At 70.5% G+C, this 17,536-nt stretch carries 18 protein-coding genes; 10 read left to right on the top strand and 8 right to left on the bottom strand.

What is annotated here, in order from left to right; all coding sequences use genetic code 11:
* Window positions 1-795: 795 nt before the first annotated feature.
* Complete coding sequence (locus tag V5F49_RS19070) at window positions 796-1,335, bottom strand: sigma factor-like helix-turn-helix DNA-binding protein (RefSeq protein ID WP_394117909.1); 540 nt, start codon at window positions 1,333-1,335, stop codon at window positions 796-798.
* 157 nt (window positions 1,336-1,492) lie between these two features.
* Window positions 1,493-1,888, bottom strand: a complete 396-nt coding sequence (locus V5F49_RS19065; protein ID WP_394117908.1) for a flagellar export protein FliJ — start codon at window positions 1,886-1,888, stop codon at window positions 1,493-1,495.
* Window positions 1,889-2,355: 467 nt separating this feature from the next.
* Between V5F49_RS19065 and ctrA the strand changes: the two genes are divergently transcribed.
* Complete coding sequence (ctrA, locus tag V5F49_RS19060) at window positions 2,356-3,057, top strand: response regulator transcription factor CtrA (RefSeq protein WP_394117907.1); 702 nt, start codon at window positions 2,356-2,358, stop codon at window positions 3,055-3,057.
* A gap of 70 nt (window positions 3,058-3,127) precedes the next feature.
* Here ctrA and copM read toward each other — a convergent pair whose 3' ends face one another.
* The 3 genes from copM to chpT all read right to left on the bottom strand — a co-directional run bounded on the left by copM (window position 3,128) and on the right by chpT (window position 4,907).
* The gene (gene copM / locus V5F49_RS19055; RefSeq protein ID WP_394117958.1) at window positions 3,128-3,544 is read right to left on the bottom strand and encodes a CopM family metallochaperone; all 417 of its coding nucleotides are present in this window, start codon (window positions 3,542-3,544) and stop codon (window positions 3,128-3,130) included.
* A gap of 107 nt (window positions 3,545-3,651) precedes the next feature.
* Complete coding sequence (locus V5F49_RS19050; protein ID WP_394117906.1) at window positions 3,652-4,170, bottom strand: hypothetical protein; 519 nt, start codon at window positions 4,168-4,170, stop codon at window positions 3,652-3,654.
* A gap of 65 nt (window positions 4,171-4,235) precedes the next feature.
* Complete coding sequence (gene chpT, locus V5F49_RS19045; protein ID WP_394117905.1) at window positions 4,236-4,907, bottom strand: histidine phosphotransferase ChpT; 672 nt, start codon at window positions 4,905-4,907, stop codon at window positions 4,236-4,238.
* Window positions 4,908-5,070: 163 nt separating this feature from the next.
* Here chpT and cysQ point away from each other — a divergent pair, with 163 nt between their 5' ends.
* The 3 genes from cysQ (at window position 5,071) to V5F49_RS19030 (ending at window position 8,283) form a co-directional block, all read left to right on the top strand.
* Window positions 5,071-5,898: a 3'(2'),5'-bisphosphate nucleotidase CysQ gene (cysQ, locus tag V5F49_RS19040; RefSeq protein WP_394117904.1), complete on the top strand. Its 828-nt coding sequence runs from the start codon at window positions 5,071-5,073 to the stop codon at window positions 5,896-5,898.
* Between the two features lie 286 nt (window positions 5,899-6,184).
* On the top strand, window positions 6,185-6,721 hold the full coding sequence (locus V5F49_RS19035; protein WP_394117957.1) for a DUF1134 domain-containing protein: 537 nt from the start codon (window positions 6,185-6,187) through the stop codon (window positions 6,719-6,721).
* A 206-nt stretch (window positions 6,722-6,927) separates the two neighbouring features.
* A complete protein-coding gene (locus V5F49_RS19030; protein WP_394117903.1) occupies window positions 6,928-8,283 on the top strand; it encodes a coiled-coil domain-containing protein in 1,356 nt (451 codons plus the stop codon).
* Between the two features lie 128 nt (window positions 8,284-8,411).
* Here the strand turns inward: V5F49_RS19030 and V5F49_RS19025 are convergent, their stop codons facing one another.
* From V5F49_RS19025 to V5F49_RS19015, 3 genes are all read right to left on the bottom strand, one after another.
* On the bottom strand, window positions 8,412-9,134 hold the full coding sequence (locus V5F49_RS19025) for a DUF2865 domain-containing protein (RefSeq protein ID WP_394117902.1): 723 nt from the start codon (window positions 9,132-9,134) through the stop codon (window positions 8,412-8,414).
* Between the two features lie 223 nt (window positions 9,135-9,357).
* On the bottom strand, window positions 9,358-9,519 hold the full coding sequence (locus V5F49_RS19020; RefSeq protein WP_394117901.1) for a hypothetical protein: 162 nt from the start codon (window positions 9,517-9,519) through the stop codon (window positions 9,358-9,360).
* A gap of 162 nt (window positions 9,520-9,681) precedes the next feature.
* Window positions 9,682-9,861: a hypothetical protein gene (locus V5F49_RS19015; protein ID WP_394117900.1), complete on the bottom strand. Its 180-nt coding sequence runs from the start codon at window positions 9,859-9,861 to the stop codon at window positions 9,682-9,684.
* Between the two features lie 249 nt (window positions 9,862-10,110).
* On the opposite strand from V5F49_RS19015, the gene V5F49_RS19010 reads away from it, so the two are divergent.
* From V5F49_RS19010 to V5F49_RS18985, 6 genes are all read left to right on the top strand, one after another.
* The gene (locus tag V5F49_RS19010) at window positions 10,111-11,040 is read left to right on the top strand and encodes a LysR family transcriptional regulator (RefSeq protein WP_394117899.1); all 930 of its coding nucleotides are present in this window, start codon (window positions 10,111-10,113) and stop codon (window positions 11,038-11,040) included.
* Window positions 11,041-11,312: 272 nt separating this feature from the next.
* Complete coding sequence (locus tag V5F49_RS19005; protein ID WP_394117898.1) at window positions 11,313-11,807, top strand: formate dehydrogenase subunit gamma; 495 nt, start codon at window positions 11,313-11,315, stop codon at window positions 11,805-11,807.
* Window positions 11,807-13,369, top strand: coding sequence for a formate dehydrogenase beta subunit (locus tag V5F49_RS19000; RefSeq protein ID WP_394117897.1), 1,563 nt, complete (start codon window positions 11,807-11,809; stop codon window positions 13,367-13,369). Before V5F49_RS19005 ends, V5F49_RS19000 begins: the two co-directional genes overlap by 1 nt.
* A 17-nt stretch (window positions 13,370-13,386) precedes the next feature.
* A complete protein-coding gene (fdhF, locus tag V5F49_RS18995) occupies window positions 13,387-16,218 on the top strand; it encodes a formate dehydrogenase subunit alpha (protein WP_394117896.1) in 2,832 nt (943 codons plus the stop codon).
* 227 nt (window positions 16,219-16,445) lie between these two features.
* The gene (gene fdhD, locus V5F49_RS18990) at window positions 16,446-17,315 is read left to right on the top strand and encodes a formate dehydrogenase accessory sulfurtransferase FdhD (RefSeq protein WP_394117895.1); all 870 of its coding nucleotides are present in this window, start codon (window positions 16,446-16,448) and stop codon (window positions 17,313-17,315) included.
* Window positions 17,305-17,535: a formate dehydrogenase subunit delta gene (locus tag V5F49_RS18985; RefSeq protein ID WP_394117894.1), complete on the top strand. Its 231-nt coding sequence runs from the start codon at window positions 17,305-17,307 to the stop codon at window positions 17,533-17,535. Before fdhD ends, V5F49_RS18985 begins: the two co-directional genes overlap by 11 nt.
* Window position 17,536: the final 1 nt, after the last annotated feature.

Raw genomic sequence — 17,536 nt, 5'->3', positions numbered from 1 at the left:
CAGGCGGGGCAGGCGCATCGGCGGCCGGCTCCGGCGCGGGAGGTCCGGGCGGGGGCTCCGGTTCCAGGAAGATGAAGGCCGGCGGAGGCGCCAGCGGCTCGGGGGGTGGACGCGGACGGGGTGGGGGCGCGGGGATTGCGGCGGCGGGCGGGGCAGGATCGGCCGCGGCCGGCGTGGGCGGGACCGGCGCGGGCGTCCGGGACGGCGGCAGCAGGCCCGCGGCCACCGCATCCTCGATGGCATCGCCCAGCGTCGCGCCACCCGGCCTGCGCAGCGCGGGCGGCACAGGCGCGGCCGGCGGAAGCTGGGCCGGTGGCGACGGGCGCTTGCCACGTCCGGCCACCGGCGGCGCACCGGGCGCGGCAGCGCGGGGGGCCGGACGGGTGGGCGGCGCCTCGAGCCCGAACAGCCGCCGCACCGCAGCCAGCGGCCCCGCCGCGGCCCGTGCCGCAGGCCGTGCGCCACGCGGCGCCCCGGCACCGGGTGGCCGGGTGACGCCGCCGATCTGGCCGGGGGCTCCGAGCGCCGGCGCCAGGCGTTCCGCGCGGCGCGAGGCCCGCAGGTCGGCGGCGATGGCGGGCCAGAGCGTGAGCGGGGGCGCAACCGGCACCGCGAGCTCGTGCAGCGGGGACAGGCGTCGCTCCCACAGGCGCACCGCGCCGGCGAAGGCGGGATCCACCGCCATGCGGGCGCGCACGCGCTCGCGCTCGTCCGGATCAAGGGTGCCGAGCACATATTCGGCGGCCAGCACCCGATCGGCGTCGGTGAGGGTTGCGACGGACTGCAGCGGCGGGCTCATGTCCGCCGTCCCAGGCATTCCCCGAGCTGGGTCACGCCCCGGGCCAGCCAGGCGCGGATGCCGGCGGCCGGCGCATCGAAATAGATGGAGAGAGCGTCGCGGCTCCAGCCGTCATAGAAGGCGAGCAGCACCATGCGGCGCCGCTCCTCGGGCAGCTTGCCGAGGCAGGAGAGCAGGCGGTTGAGCGCCGGGCTGCGGCGATCGGCGGCGAGCGGGTCCTCGCCGCGCTGGGCGGCATCGAACGGCTCGAACGCGTCGGCCACGGGCCGCTTCCACGCGATATCCAGCGCGCAGGTGCGGGCGATGGACACCATCCAGCAGACCGGGTCTTCCTGCGGGCGGCGGGTGTGGATCTCGGCATGGATGCGGCCATAGGCCTGCCGCAACGCCTCCGCCGCCAGCTCCGGGCGGCGCAGCAGGCGCAGCACCAGCCCGTACAGCTTGGGGCTGGTGACGTGGTACAGCTCCTCGAAGGCATAGGGGTCGCCGGCTGCAACCCGGTCGAGAAGTGCGTTGACCTTGCGGTGCGGCGTCACGGAGCGCTCGTGCTCGGAGGATATCCGCCCGAAAGGTACCGGAGCGGCACCGCCGAATGGAAGCCTCGAATGCAGCGCGCGGCGGCGGCGGGGGGCAAAAAATGCGCTGCGCCGCAGCGTTTGCTACCGCCCTACCGCCCTCCTGCCGCCTGCCGGGTCAGAACCGGGCGGTCTCGCCCGCGCGCAGCGGCGGCCGACGCCCGGGGCTCTCGATCCGCGCGGCGCGATCCATCTCGCCGGCGGCTTCCACCAGTGCGAGGTCGGCCTCGGCCTCAGTCAGGGTCGCGCGGGCGGCGTCCTGCTGCACCTTCAGCTCGTCGGCCGAGCGGTGCAGGTTGTCGCGCCGGTTGCGGGCGGCGAGCGCCAGCGGGGAATAGGCGAAGTGGCGCGGGTCGGTCAGGCCGGTCCGCTCCTCCTCGGCCGCGATGTCGCGGTCGAGCTCGCCGGCCATGCGCTCGAACTCGGCGATCATGGTGTCGATCTGCGCGAGGCGGCGGCGCGCATCGTCGATCTGGAATCGCTTGGCACGGATCAGGGGGTCACGCGACTTCATCGCCTCAGCTCCGGGTACGCAGGAGAACGCGGCCCGCGCGCCCGTGTGCGCCGGTGCCTCCGGGGTCAGAGAATGTCCGCCGCTGGTTGCCCTTTCCTTACCTCCGCCGGGTCAGGCGCGGAAAATCGCGCCGATCTGCCGGCCGGCAACCAATCGTTTACCGCCTTCGTTAATGATGACGCTACGGTTCGGATGACGCGCCCGCACGCTCGTCATCCGGACGCCGCCCCGGGGCTCCGGCAGGGGGTGGGTCGCGGCACGTGGCAGAGGGGGTGTGTGGATAAGACCTTAAGTGCTTGATGAAGAGTCAGTCTTGACTCCGCTGCACAAAGTTTTTTCCGCTCGCCCTTGTGGAACAGAATCGAGTTCTGTTAACGATTCTACACACGTAACGCGAATCACCCGATGGCCGAGCAACGAAAGTCGGCAGCGCCGCCTTTCGGGAAGTTGCGAGGAAAGGGATAGCCATGCGCGTCTTGCTCATCGAGGACGACAGTGCTACGGCCCGAGGCATCGAGCTGATGCTGAAGACCGAGAGCTTCAACGTCTACACCACCAACCTCGGTGAGGAAGGCGTAGACCTTGGCAAGGTCTACGAATACGACATCATCCTGCTCGACCTGAATTTGCCCGACATGTCGGGCTTCGAGGTCCTGCGATCCTTGCGCGTCGCCAAGGTGAAGACCCCGATCCTCATCCTCTCCGGTCTTGCCAATACGGAAGACAAGGTGAAGGGCTTCGGCTTCGGGGCTGATGATTACCTGACCAAGCCCTTCCACAAGGACGAGATGGTGGCCCGCATCCATGCCATCGTCCGCCGCTCCAAGGGTCACGCCCAGTCGGTCATCCAGACCGGCGACCTGGTGGTGAACCTCGACACCAAGACCGTCGAAGTGGAAGGCAACCGTGTCCACCTCACGGGCAAGGAATACCAGATGCTGGAGCTGCTTTCGCTCCGCAAGGGCACCACGCTGACCAAGGAGATGTTCCTCAATCATCTTTACGGCGGCATGGACGAGCCCGAACTGAAGATCATCGACGTCTTCATCTGCAAGCTGCGCAAGAAGCTGGCGAACGCCTCCGCCGGCAAGAACTACATCGAGACGGTCTGGGGCCGCGGCTATGTGCTGCGCGAGCCCATGCTCGGCGCCGAGCGCATCGCGGTCTGATCCGTCCCCCTTTCCCGCATCCCGCATTGGAAGCCCCACCCGCACGGGTGGGGCTTCCTGCGTTCTGGGGCTACTTCTTCGCCGCCTTGGCGTCGGCCGCGGCCAGCCATGCCTTCATGAAGGCGATCTCCGCCTCCTGCGCCTTCACCACGGCTTCCGCGAGCTTGCGGATCTCCGGGTCGGTGCCATAGGCGAGCTCCACCTTGGCCATGGCTACCGCGCCCTCGTGGTGCGGGATCATGCCGCGCACGAAATCCGTGTCCACATCGCCGGTGAGGGGCACCGCCATGTCGCGGTGCATGCGCTCCATCGCGGCCTTGAAGCCGGCGACGGCGGGCGCCTCGGCAGGCGCGGCGGGCATGGACATGGGCATGTGGGCGCCGTGGTCCATAGGCATGGACTGCGCCATGGCACCACCCGCGGCGAGGAGGGGAACGCCCAGCGCGAGCGCCAGGGCGGCGAGGTGAACGACGGGAGGGCGGAACATGCCGGGACGGGCCGCGGCACGGTTCGGACGAACAGGGGACCGCATGGGTCTCTCCATACATATGGGAAGGAAGATGAACATGGGGGCGCGTGCGGCACGCCCGGCCGTCAGGCGACGGCGCGCGGGGGCGGCTCGGCTACCTCGAGGGCTGGTCCGGTGGGGTCGGGCGTTTCCCGCAGAACCCGCAGCGCCACGCCCACGGGCATCGCCAGCAGCGGCACGACCACCGGCAACAGGGGATGGCATGCCATCCAGCAGTTGCCCGGCCCGCAACAGCCCGGCGCACCGCGAGCGCCATGGTGGCCGTCGCGGTCGCCGGCATCATGGGCGGCATGCGGCATGAGGGAAGCGGAGCGCTCCGCGTGGGCATGCGGCCCGGCGGCCGGCGTGGCCGGGTGGTCGTGATGGCCGTGGGCCGAGCGCGCCTGCGCCGCCTCAAGCCCTGAGCGAAGCTGCCACGTATCCAGATGCCCCGCGTCGAGATCCGCCCGCTGCTGTCCTCCATGCCGCAGCGGCAATGGGTCGGCGCCGGCGGCCACGGGGGAGGCCAGCGCCGGGCCGAGCACCAGCACGACCGCCATCAGCAGGCGCAGGAGCACGAGGGGCAGGCGCGATGAACGGAGCATGGCGCGGCCGGTTTCGGGGATGATCACGAAATGCAGGCTGCCACGCCCGGTCGGCCGGCGCAAACTCAGGAGGCCGTGAGCGTCACCGTCTCGCCGTCCAGCGCGAAGCGGATGGCGAGGCCGCAGTCCCGCGCCAGCATGCCGGCATAGAAGGGCTGCACCGAATGGGCATCGAGCCCGCCCTCCGGCGCCGCGCCGGAGACCAGCGCCTCCAGCCCGGCCGGAATGCGCGGGCTGGTGCCGGTGGAGGCGAGCACGAAGCCCATCGCGTCGCCCTCCCCCGTCGCCGATACCTTGATGGTGCCGCCGCGGGGAATGGTCGCAACCGCCAGCAGCACGAGATTGAGCAGCAGCTTCACCCGGTTCTTGGGCAGGAGCTCGCGCGGCAGGGTCCATTCCACGCGGGTGCGGCCGTCCTCGATGACGGGGCGCACCACCTGCTCGGCATCGCCCAGATCGAGCCGCGCGCCGGCCGAGCCCGCCGCCCCGAAGGCGAGGCGGGTGAACTGGAGCCGGGCGGAGGCCTGCCGGGCGCTCTTGGCGATGAGGTCGAGGGCCACGTCGCGCATGTCGGCCGCGCCCTCGTCCTCCAGCACTTCAAGGCCATTGACGATGGCGCCCACCGGGCTGATGACGTCGTGGCACACGCGCGAGCACAACAGCGCGCCCAGGTCGAGCGCGGTCACCGCAAGCGGAACGGTTTCGGTGGCGGCTTCGGTGGGGGCTTGCGTGGACATGGCCTCTCCCGCGGGGCGACGGCCGGAAAGTGCCCGAATCCGTCTCGGATCGAAGTGTGCCAGATACACCGCCCGCCCGCCGCGCCACAAGCCGCGCCGCCGCATCGACAGCGCCGCCGCGCGGGATTAAGCACGGCACACTCAAACGGAGCCGACAGCCGCCATGACCAGCACGCCCACCCCCGCCCCGACCGATGCCGCCCTGCTTGCCGGGCTGGCGGAAGCGGCGCTCGCGGCGGGCGTCGCCATCCGCCGGATCGAGGCGGAGGGGATCTCCCACGCCCACAAGGCCGACGCGAGCCCGGTGACGGAGGCGGATCACGCCGCCGAGGCCATCATCGTCGCCGCGCTGGGCGCGCTCATGCCCGGCGTGCCGGTGGTGGCGGAAGAAGCCATGGCGCTCGGCGCCTCGGTCTCCTGCGGCAACCGCTTCGTGCTGGTGGACCCGCTCGACGGCACCCGCGAGTTCATCTCCGGCAATGGCGAGTACACCGTGAACATCGCGCTGGTGGAGGATGGCACGCCGGTGCTGGGCGTCGTCTATGCCCCGGCGCGGGCGCTGCTGTTCGCCGGGCGCCCGGGCGCCGCCTTCCGCGCCATCCGCGCCCCCGGCGCCCGGGTGGATGCGCAGGACTGGACGCCCATCACCTGCCGCCCGGTTCCGGAAGGGCCGCTGGTGGTGGCCGCCAGCCGCTCCCACGGCGATCCCGCCACCGATGCGCTCATCGCCCGCTATCCGGTGGCCGAGCGCATCCCGGCCGGCTCGGCGCTGAAGTTCGGCCTGCTGGCCGAGGGCAAGGTGGATCTTTATCCCCGCCTCGGCACGGTGATGGAATGGGACAGCGCCGCCGGCCATGCGCTGGTGAGCGCGGCGGGCGGCAGCGTGACCCGGCCGGATGGCAGCGCTCTCACCTATGGGCATGCCGACGCCGGCTACAAGGTCCACGGCTTCGTCGCCTGGGGCGCGGGCGGCCCTGCCCGGCCGGCTTAACCCTGCGCTAATCCCCGCTGCGCATCGTGTTCTGACTGCAACACCCGCCCACAACCGGCGGGCGGGGCGCCCTGTCGTCGCTGCTCGCCATAATTTGAGCGATTCACGCAGACGCCATGGGGGCCACGTAACGTCGAAGCCCAACGCGAGACCCCCCATGCGCTTCTCTTCGAGCTTCCTCAGGACCGCCCGCGATACCGCTGCCACGGGGGCGAGGGCGTTCCGGCACGGCGCCGCTCGCGGCCTCGCCGGCCGCGCGCTCGGCCTGGCCCTGGGCCTTGCCGCCATGCTCGCCGCCGCGCCGGCAAGCGCGCAGGCTCCGGGCCAGGGGCCGACGCCGCAGAGCTATTCCACCAACGAACTGGTCAGCAAGGGCCACTCCTTCTTCGGCAGCGTCTCGCGCGGGCTGGCGCTCTCCATCGAGAAGGCGGTGAGCCAGTGGGGCCAGCCCAACGGCTACATCCTCGGCCAGGAAGGCGCCGGCGCCTTCATCGGCGGCCTGCGCTACGGCGAGGGCGTGCTCTACACCCGCAACGCCGGCGACATGAAGGTCTACTGGCAGGGGCCCTCCGTCGGCTGGGACTTCGGCGGCGACGGCGCCCGCACCATGATCCTCGTCTACAGCCTGCGCAGCGTGGACGACATCTTCCGCCGCTTCGCCGGCATCTCCGGCTCGGCATACCTAGTGGCCGGATTCGGCATGACGGCGCTCGGCGCCGACGGCATCGTGGTGGTTCCGATCCGCTCGGGCGTGGGCGTGCGCCTCGGCGCCAACCTCGGCTACCTCAAGTTCACGCCCAACCCCACCTGGAACCCCTTCTGAGGCCGCGCGGGCGGTTCTGCACGGTGCTGCGCCGCCGAAGCGCTGGCACGCGCGGGCGCGCCATGGCATGAATGAGGCTGGTTCACGGAAGCCGGGCCGTTCCGGCTTCCGGGCGGACGGATGGCGAGAGGCATGACGGCCCTTCCCGCTCGCGCAGGCGAGGGGGAGCCCGGCGGGCCGGCTCCAGGCGAAGGGCGAGTGCGCGCGTGATCGAGCAGATCATGTACTTCACGTTGGGCGTGCTGATCGCGACGCTCGTGGCCCTGCTCGTGCTGCCGGCGGTGTGGCACCGGGCGGTGCGGCTCACCACCAAGCGGGTGGAGGCGGCCGTGCCCATCTCCATCTTCGAGGTGCAGGCCGACAAGGACCAGCAGCGCGCCTTCTTCGCCCTCAACCAGCGGCGCATCGAGCTGCAGACCGATGCCATGCGCGACACCATCGTCGCCCACGCCGCCACCATCGAGACCCAGCGCCAGCAGACGTTCGAGCTTCAGACGGCGCTGACGGCGCTGGAAGAGAAATATGCCCTCGCCACCGCGACCGGCGCCGAGCGCGACGTGCTGCTGGGCGAGACCCAGGACCAGCTGGCCGATCGCATCGCCATGCTGGAGCGGACCGAGAGCGAGCTCGGCACCCGCACCACCGCCCTCGCCGCGATCGAGGATGCCCATCGCAAGCTGGAAGCCGAGGCGGCCGAGCTGACCGCCCTGCTGAAGACCAGCGAGGCCACCGTCGCATCCGAGCAGGCGCGTATCTCGGCCCTGGAGGCGGAAGTGGCATCCCTGTCCGCCCGCCTTGCCGACACCACCCGCCGGCTGGAGGAGACCACCGCCACGCTGGAGGCCGAGCGCGCCGCCGCCCTCTCCGCCCGGACCGTCGCCGCCGAGGCCGCGACCCGGCTTTCGGCCGACCTTGCCGAGACCCAGGCCGCCCTCGCGCTCAAGACCACCGAGAGCGACACCCGGCGCCAGTCCGTCACCGCGCTGGAGAGCGAGCGCGACCGTCTCGCCGGCCTGCTCGCCACCGCCGAGGCCGATCTCGACGCCAGCCGGGCCGTGGTCCATGCGTTCGAGCAGCGCCGCGCCACCGAATTCGCAGCAGCCGAGGCCGAGAACCGCCGCCTCGGCGACACACTGGCCATGCTGAAGGCCGATCACGCCCTGATGGAGCAGGCCGTGCGCGGGCCGCGCGGCGTGGAAGCTCCGGCCGTGCCGGAGGCCCCTGCTCTGCCGGCGGACGGCATGGCCGCGCTGCGCGAGAGCGTCACTGACGTCGCCGCGCGCCTCGCCGCCCTCACCGCACGGCTGGAGGGCGCCGGCTCCCCCGTGCGGGCCCTGGTCGCGGACGCGGGCGATGACGACCTCGCCGGCCGCATCCGCGCGCTGCTGGACCAGCCGGACACGACCGATCAGGCCCCGGCCTCGGACGGACGCCTGCCGGCGCATGACGCCGGGCCGGCCGAGCAGGGCGCCGAGGAACAGGACGCAGCTGAATCTGCCGCGAGCGCCGATGCACCCGCCGCCAAGCGGGCCAAGTCGCGGAGCCGCGCCGCGGCGGTCTAGGACCACTCCGCGTTTTGCCCGAGATGTGAGGAGCTGTGCCCGTCTTCGCCCGTGGGCGGTGACGGCGAGCGTTCAGCGCCTTCCGAACGGACGAAGAGGACAGCCTCCCGGGCGGGCCCGCAGGCCGCTCAACGCGAGGCGACTTCCAGCTCCGACAGGCGGGCCCTCATGTCGCGCGGCAGGTCCGGGAAACGGGCTGGCGGCACGAAATCCTCATCGCGATAGGGCGGACCTTTCCGGCCCCCTGCGAACACCCGGCCGCCCTCCTGCGTCATCACGATATCGCCGCGACGCAAGGTCGGATCGTCCTTCACATCCACCGCGCCAAGCCCGCCGACGCGCGTGCCGGCGGTGCAGGTGCACCCCTCCACCAGCCGCTGGCGGAACACATAGGCGGTGGGCAGCTCGGTATAGGCCTTGCCCTCGCGCGTCACCGCACCGTCGATGCCGCGGCTGCTGTCGGACGTGGTGTAGACCGCCATGCGCGCCGCCGGGCAGAAGGCGTTGCACTGGGCCAGCGCATCGCCCGTATCGCCCGCACGCCCCTGCAACGGGAAGAAGCGCCCGTCGCAGGTCCGCACGCAATAGGCATGGTTGCCGCCGCTGACGATCACCCCGTCGCGCGCCCGCGGCTGGAGAATGATGCGCGGGCGGTCCGGCTCGCCATAGCGCGACGCCGATCGCAGCCCGCCGAACAGCAGGGAGAAGATGTCGCGCACGGGCGAGCCATGGCTCGCTGCGCCGCTGCCCGGAAAGAAGCCGCCGCGGCTGCCCTGCGCCCAAGCCGGCGCCGCCGCGCACAGCAGCAGCATGCCCAGCGACAGCGCGAGGCCCGGACGGAACCCGCTCATGGATTGCTCCCGCGAACAGGCGTGGCGGCTCGGGACCAGCCACGGCAACGCCGTGCGCGCGCAGGCTTCAGCCATCGCCAGCCAGCGCCATGGCGCCCGCCCGCAGACGAGACGCGCCAGACCAAAGCCGCCGGATATCCGGTAGACTGATCCGGCCGGCCCGGGCGACCGGACGACCGCACACAAGCGTGGCGACGGGCGCGCCGCCGCGCCTCACGCAGCATCAGGCGAAAGCGGAGGGTGAGGGCAGAGGCCGCGGCGTCTCGACAGGCGGACGCTCATGCGGCTGGGTCAGCACGGCCAGCGTGGGGGTCGCGACGAGAAGCGTCGCGAACAGCATAGCCACCAGCGAAATCAGAACCGAACCATGAGCCAGACTGGGCATGGCGGTGCTCCTGTGCCCCGTGTTGGGTCTCTCGGGCCTCCGGTCCGCCGCACCGTCGCCGAGCGTAAACATAACCTTAATAGAGACCCGAAAGTTCCCGGCCTGCTTCTCACGTTCGCGAGAGCACGGGTTGCAAGGGCAGCAGATGCACCCTTTCCGCCGTTACCGGCACACCTGCTGCCAGTGCGCCTGCCCCTGCGGCCCCACGCGGCGCACATATTCGCAGCGCGGACGCGTCGGCGGACCCCAGCTCTGGGCATAGACCGGCACGCGCACGCGCGAGTGCGGACGCCACACGCAGCGCCCGTAGGTGCACACCCAGCGCACGGTTTGCGGGCTCACGGCCGCCTCCCCCATCGCTGCGGCGACCCCCGGGGCCACCGGACCCGCCGAAGCGGGAGTTGCCGCCCCCGCGAGGGCGGCCACAGAGATGGCGCAAGCGAAAAGCAGGTGACGCATGGGGGCCTCCGGGCGCGAAACAGGGTCCGGAGGTAGCGCGAATGGGCGGGGTCCACAACCGTCGTGGAGAACGCTGCGCTGCGGCGACGAACATGCCTTGCGTCGGGCCATGCCGCGCCCTGATATGGAACCATGATAGACAAGCTCGAATATCTGATCGCCCTGGCCCGGGAACGCCACTTCGGCCGCGCCGCCGAGGCGTGCGGGGTGACGCAGCCGACCCTGTCGGCGGGCATCAAGCAGCTGGAGGATACGCTGGGCGTGCTGCTGGTGCAGCGCGGCTCCCGCTTCATGGGCTTCACGCCGGAAGGCGAGCGCACGCTGGAATGGGCGCGGCGGATCGTGGCCGATTCGCGCGCCATGCGTCAGGATATCGATGCGCTGAAGCGCGGCCTTGCCGGGCCCCTGCGCATCGCCGCCATCCCCACCGCCTTGCCCATGGTGGCGGCGCTGACGACGCCGTTCCGCGCCCGCCATCCGGACGTGCGCTTCACGGTCATCTCCCGCACCTCCATCGAGATCCTGAATCACCTGGAGAATCTCGAGATCGACGCCGGCCTGACCTATCTCGACAACGAGCCGCTGGGCCGGGTGAACACCGTGCCGCTCTACCGCGAGCGCTACCGTCTGGTGACCTCCCCCAACGCCCGCTACGGCGACCGGGAGACGGTGACCTGGGCCGAGGTAGCCGAGCTGCCGCTGGCGCTGCTGACGCCGGACATGCAGAACCGGCGCATCGTCGACGGCCTTCTGGCCGCGGCGGGGGCGAGCCACAAGCCCACGCTCGAATCCAACTCCATGATCGTGCTGTTCACCCATGTGCGCACCGGCCTGTGGGCGAGCGTGATGCCGGCGATGCTCGCGGACTCGCTGGGGCTGACCTCGGTGGTGCGTTCCATTCCCATCGTGGAGCCGGACATCTCCCACTCCATCGGCCTCGTGGTGCCCCATCGCGAGCCCACGACGCCCATCACCGCCGCTCTGGTGGCGGAGGCGCGGCGCATCGCCCCGAAGCTCGATCAGACCACGCTCGCCGATCCGGCCATTGCTGCAATGCAATAATTCGGACGGCCGAACGCCGGGGCTCCCGCCCTGCGAACATAGAAAATCACAATCGATATACCAGGAACGGTTCCAGCCTGGCCCGAATGCCGCAGGTCAAACGCCTGAAACCCGGCGGAACCCCTGCCGCGGGCAGCCCTCCTTGATAGAGATGTTCTATCGCAACATCCGACAGCTGCCTTGATTGGGGTGCCGTGTATGCCAGACTTTCCCGCAAGCAAGACGAAGCGGCGGCAACGCGCCTCCACGCCTTTCGGGAAAGCGAGACGACCATGGCGGTCTATGAGGATTGGAGCACCGAGCGCGCAGCGCAGGTGATCGCGGAGCACCGGCACCTCGAGGGGGCGACCATGCCCATCCTGCACGCGCTGCAGGAAACCTTCGGCTTCGTGCCCGATCCGGCGGTGCCGATGATCGCCGACAGCCTCAATCTCTCGCGCGCCGAAGTCTATGGCGTGCTCACCTTCTACCACGACTTCCGCCGCTCCGCGCCCGGGCGCACCGTGGTGAAGCTGTGCGCCGCCGAGGCGTGCCAGTCCGTGGGCGGCGCCGCCCTCGCCGCCTATGCCGAGGAGAAGCTCGGCGTGGACATGGGCGAGACCTCCCCCGACGGCCGGGTGACGCTGGAGCCGATCTACTGCCTCGGCCTGTGCGCCTGCGCGCCCTCCGCGCTGGTGGACGGCCAGCTGATCGGCCGCCTCGACCGCGAGGCCATCGACGAGATCGCCACCTGCGTCTCCTCCGGCAAGCGTTACGGAGAGATCTGATGAAGTCCCCCCGCATCTTCGTCCCGAATGACGCGACCGCCGTGGCCTGCGGCGCCGACCGCGTCGCCCGCAAGCTCGAAGCCGGGCTGCTCGCCCGCGGCATCACCGCCGACATCACCCGCAACGGCTCGCGCGGTCTGTTCTGGCTGGAGCCGCTGATCGAGGTGGAGACCGAGCACGGCCGCGTCGGCTATGGTCCGGTGAAGCCCTCCGACGTGGAGGAACTGCTCCATGCCGGCTTCCTGCACGGCGCCGATCATCCCCTGTGCGTCGGCGTGGTCGACGAGATCCCCTGGCTGAAGAAGCAGACGCGCCTGACCTTCGCCCGCATCGGCATCATCGATCCGCTCTCCCTCACCGACTACAAGGCCCACGGCGGTTATCGCGGCCTTGAGCGCGCCATCACGCTTGGCCCGGCGGCGACGGTGGAGGAGGTGGTGGACAGCGGACTGCGCGGCCGCGGCGGCGCGGGCTTTCCCACCGGCATCAAGTGGCGCACGGTGGCCGCCGCCCCGGCCGACCAGCGCTACATCGTCTGCAACGCCGACGAGGGCGATTCGGGCACCTTCGCCGACCGCCTCATCATGGAGGCCGACCCCTTCTGCCTCATCGAGGGCATGACCATCGCCGGCCTCGCGGTGGGCGCGACCAAGGGCTACGTCTACTCCCGCTCGGAATATCCCCTCGCCTTCGTGGTGATGGAGAAGGCCATCGAGAAGGCGCGCGAGGCGGGCCTGCTGGGCGACAACATCCTCGGCTCCGGCCTCTCCTTCGACATGGAGATGCGCATGGGCGCCGGCGCCTATGTGTGCGGCGAGGAAACCGCGCTGCTGGAAAGCCTGGAGGGCAAGCGCGGCCTGGTGCGCGCCAAGCCGCCTCTGCCGGCCCACAAGGGCCTGTTCCAGAAGCCCACCGTCATCAACAACCTGGTGTCGCTCGCCACCGTGCCGGTGATCCTGGACAAGGGCGGCAAGTATTACCGCGACTTCGGCATGGGCCGCTCGCGCGGGACCATGCCCATCCAGCTCGCCGGCAACATCAAGCACGGCGGCCTGTTCGAGACCGCCTTCGGCATCCCGCTGGGCGAGTTGGTGAATGACATCGGCGGCGGCACCGCCTCCGGCCGTCCCGTGCGCGCGGTCCAGGCGGGCGGCCCGCTCGGCGCCTACCTGCCTGTGCACCAGTTCGACACGCCGTTCGACTATGAGGCCTTCGCGGCCAAGGACGCGCTGATCGGCCACGGCGGCATCGTGGTGTTCGACGACACGGTGGACATGGCCCATATGGCCAAGTTCGCCATGGAGTTCTGCGCCCACGAGAGCTGCGGCAAGTGCACCCCGTGCCGCATTGGCTCCACCCGCGGCGTCGAGACCCTCGACAAGATCGTCGCCGGCGAGAAGCGCGAGCAGAACCTCGCGCTGCTGGAAGACCTTTGCCACACCATGAAGCTCGGGTCCCTGTGCGCGCTCGGCGGCTTCACGCCCTACCCCGTCATCAGCGCCCTCACCCATTTCCCGGAAGACTTCGGCGTCGCGCCGAAGCTGCCGGCCGCTGCCGAATGATCCGGAAGGAACGCCCGATGTCCCTCGTCCATGAAATCGACTACGGAACGCCGGCCTCCAAGTCGGAGAAGATGGTCACCCTCACCATCGACGGCATGTCCGTGAGCGTGCCGGAAGGCACCTCCATCATGCGCGCGGCCATGGAGGTGGGGAACCAGATCCCCAAGCTCTGCGCCACCGACATGCTGGACGCCTTCGGCTCCTGCCGGCTCTGCCTGATCGAGATCGAGGGCCGCAACGGCACCCCCGCCTCCTGCACCACGCCGGTGGCCGAGGGCATCGTGGTGAAGACCCAGACCGAGCGGCTGAAGCAGATCCGCAAGGGGGTGATGGAGCTCTACATCTCCGACCATCCGCTGGACTGCCTCACCTGCTCCGCCAACGGCGACTGCGAGCTGCAGGACATGGCCGGCGTCGTCGGCCTGCGCGACGTGCGCTACGGCTACGAGGGCGAGAACCACACCAAGATGGGGAAGGACGAATCCAACCCCTACTTCACCTACGAAAAGTCGAAGTGCATCGTCTGCAACCGCTGCGTCCGCGCGTGCGAGGAGGTGCAGGGCACGTTCGCGCTCACCATTTCCGGCCGCGGCTTCGGCAGCCGCGTCTCGCCCGGCATGGACGAGAGCTTTCTCACCTCCGAGTGCGTCTCCTGCGGCGCCTGCGTTCAGTCCTGCCCCACAGCGACGCTGAACGAGAAGTCCATGTTCGACATCGGCACTCCCGAGCATTCGCTGGTGACGACCTGCGCCTATTGCGGCGTGGGCTGCACCTTCAAGGCGGAGATGCGCGGCGACGAGCTGGTGCGCATGGTGCCCTACAAGGACGGCAAGGCGAACCGCGGCCATTCCTGCGTCAAGGGCCGCTTCGCCTATGGCTATGCCACCCACAAGGACCGCATCCTCAAGCCCATGATCCGCTCGTCCATCCACGAACCGTGGAAGGAGGTGAGCTATGAGGAGGCGATCGCCTACGCCGCCTCCGAGTTCAAGCGCATCCAGGAGAAGTACGGCAAGCGCTCGGTCGGCGGCATCACCTCCTCGCGCTGCACCAACGAGGAGACCTACCTCGTCCAGAAGCTGATCCGCGGCGGCTTCGGCAACAACAACGTGGACACCTGCGCCCGCGTCTGCCACTCGCCCACCGGCTACGGCCTCTCCCAGACCTACGGCACCTCCGCCGGCACGCAGGACTTCGACAGCGTCGAGGCGTCCGACGTGGTGCTCATCATCGGCGCCAACCCGACCGACGGCCATCCGGTGTTCGGCTCGCGCCTCAAGAAGCGCCTGCGCGCCGGCGCCAAGCTGATCGTGGTGGACCCGCGCCGCACCGACATCGTGCGCTCGCCCCACATCGAGGCGGCGTTCCACCTGCCGCTCCGCCCCGGCACCAACGTCGCCATCGTCACCGCGATGGCCCATGTCATCGTCACCGAGGGGCTGGTGAACGAGCAGTTCGTGCGCGAGCGCTGCGACTGGGCGGAGTTCCAGGAGTGGGCGGCCTTCGTCGCCGACGAGCGCCACTCCCCCGAGGCGGTGGAGAAGTACACCGGCGTTCCCGCCGCCGACCTGCGCGGCGCGGCCCGGCTCTATGCCACCGGCGGCAACGGGGCCATCTATTACGGTCTCGGCGTCACCGAGCATTCGCAAGGCTCCACCACGGTGATGGCCATCGCCAACCTCGCCATGGCCACGGGCAACATCGGCCGCGACGGCGTGGGCGTGAACCCGCTGCGCGGCCAGAACAACGTGCAGGGCTCGTGCGACATGGGCTCGTTCCCGCACGAGCTGCCGGGCTACCGCCACATCTCGGACGACGCCACCCGCGCCACCTTCGAGGCCATGTGGGGCGTGCCGCTCGACTCCGAGCCGGGCCTGCGCATCCCCAACATGTTCGATGCGGCGGTGGAAGGCACCTACAAGGGCATGTACGTGCAGGGCGAGGACATCCTCCAGTCCGACCCCGACACCAAGCACGTCTCGGCCGGCCTCGCCGCGCTGGAGTGCCTGGTGGTGCAGGACCTGTTCCTGAACGAGACCGCCAATTACGCCCACGTCTTCCTGCCGGGCTGCTCCTTCCTGGAGAAGGACGGCACCTTCACCAACGCCGAGCGCCGCATCCAGCGCATCCGCAAGGTGATGGCGCCCAAGAACGGCTATGCCGACTGGGAAGTCACCCAGATGCTGGCGAACGCCCTCGATTTCCCCATGAGCTACGCCCACCCCGGCGAGATCATGGACGAGATCGCCGCGCTCACCCCGTCGTTCGCGGGCGTGAACTACAAGCTGCTGGACGAGATGGGCTCGGTGCAGTGGCCGTGCAACGAGAAGGCGCCGGAAGGCACGCCCATCATGCACATCGGCGGCTTCGTGCGCGGCAAGGGCAAGTTCATCCTGACCGAATACGTGCCCACCGACGAGAAGACCGGCCCGCGCTTCCCGCTGCTGCTCACCACCGGGCGCATCCTCAGCCAGTACAATGTCGGCGCGCAGACCCGGCGCACCGACAACGTGGTCTGGCATCCCGAGGACGTGCTGGAGATCCACGCCCACGACGCCGAGAACCGCGGCATCCGCGACGGCGACTTCGTGAAGCTGGACAGCCGTGCCGGCTCCACCTCGCTGCGCGCGGTCATCTCCGACCGCGTGGCGCCGGGCGTGGTCTACACCACCTTCCATCACCCGGTGACGCAGGCCAACGTGGTGACCACCGACTATTCGGACTGGGCCACCAACTGCCCCGAGTACAAGGTGACGGCGGTGCAGGTCTCGCCCTCCAACGGCCCGACCCAGTGGCAGGAGGATTACGAGGACCTCAGCCGCAAGAGCCGTCGCATCGCGGCGGAGTGAGAGCGCGCCGGCGCGACCGGCCTCCCCTCCCAGCCGGGGCGCCGTCTCCTGCGTTCGCGCTCCCTCTCCTGTTGCGGAGCGGGCCAGGGTGAGGGCTTGCAACTTCCCCCCGGGGACACCCCGGGCGGAGAACAGGCCGCCCTCCCACTCCCGCCGGGGGAGGGGCCGCAAGCAGGCAACACCGCCCCTACCGGGCGCGCTCCGGCGCTCCCATGTGATTGGACAAGATGACCGACGAACCCGCCTGCCCGCTCCCCCCTGACCTCCCCGCGCCCGCCCCGGCGCGGCGGGTGGAGCGCGCGCAGATCCGGGACGGCATCCTCTCCCGCGGCGCCCGCGCGGTGCCGGAGGAGGTGCCGGTGGCGCTCACCTTCAACGGCACCACCCATGCGGTGATGATGGCGAGCCCCACCGACATTCCGGCGTTCGCGCTGGGGTTCGCGCTGACCGAGGGCATCGTCGCCGCCCCCGCCGAGATCCTCTCCCGCGAGGTGATCGTGCTGGAGGAGGGCATCGAGGCGCGCATGTGGATCGCCGAGGAGAAGATGAAGCATCTCTCCGCAAGGCGCCGCGCGCTCGCCGGTCCCACCGGCTGCGGCCTGTGCGGGGTGGAAAGCCTGATCGAGGCGGTGAAGCCGGCCGCGCACGTCACCGCCGCCGCCACCTTCGCGCCGGACGTGGTGCTGGGCGCCATGGCCGCGCTCGGGCCGCTGCAGGCGCTGAACCGCGAGACCCGCGCGGTGCATGCGGCCGCCTTCTTCGAGCCGGGCCGGGGCATCCTGGCGCTGGCCGAGGACGTGGGCCGCCACAATGCCCTCGACAAGCTGGTGGGCATGGCCGCAGAGGCGGGCTTCGACACCGCGCGTGGCCTGCTGCTGCTGACCAGCCGCGTCTCCATCGAGATGGTGCAGAAGGCGGCGGTGCTGGGCGTCGGCGTGATCGCCGCCGTCTCCGCTCCCACCTCCCTCGCCATCCGCACCGCGGAGGCGGCAGGCATCACGCTGTGCGCCATCGTGCGCGACGACGGCTTCGAGATTTTCACCCATCCCGGGCGCATCGCGCCCGCTCCTTCGGAACGGCAGGACCATGTCGCATAGCAGCGCCGACAAGCTCGTCTACATGGCGAACCAGATCTCCACCGCCTTCGCCGCCATGAAGCACGAGGCGGCGGTGGAGGAGACCCGCTCCCATATCCGCAAGTTCTGGGATCCGCGCATGCGGGCCAAGATCGCCGAGCACATCGCCCATGGCGGCGAGGGCCTCTCGCCCGTCGCCCGCGAGGCGCTGGAAGGCCTCGGCACGGCGAAGGCGGCCTGAG

The sequence above is a fragment of the Xanthobacter lutulentifluminis genome (assembly GCF_043194675.2).
GTDB lineage: Bacteria > Pseudomonadota > Alphaproteobacteria > Rhizobiales > Xanthobacteraceae > Xanthobacter.
The sequence above is the reverse complement of the archived record's forward strand: the minus strand, read 5'-3'. Positions and strand labels throughout refer to the sequence as shown.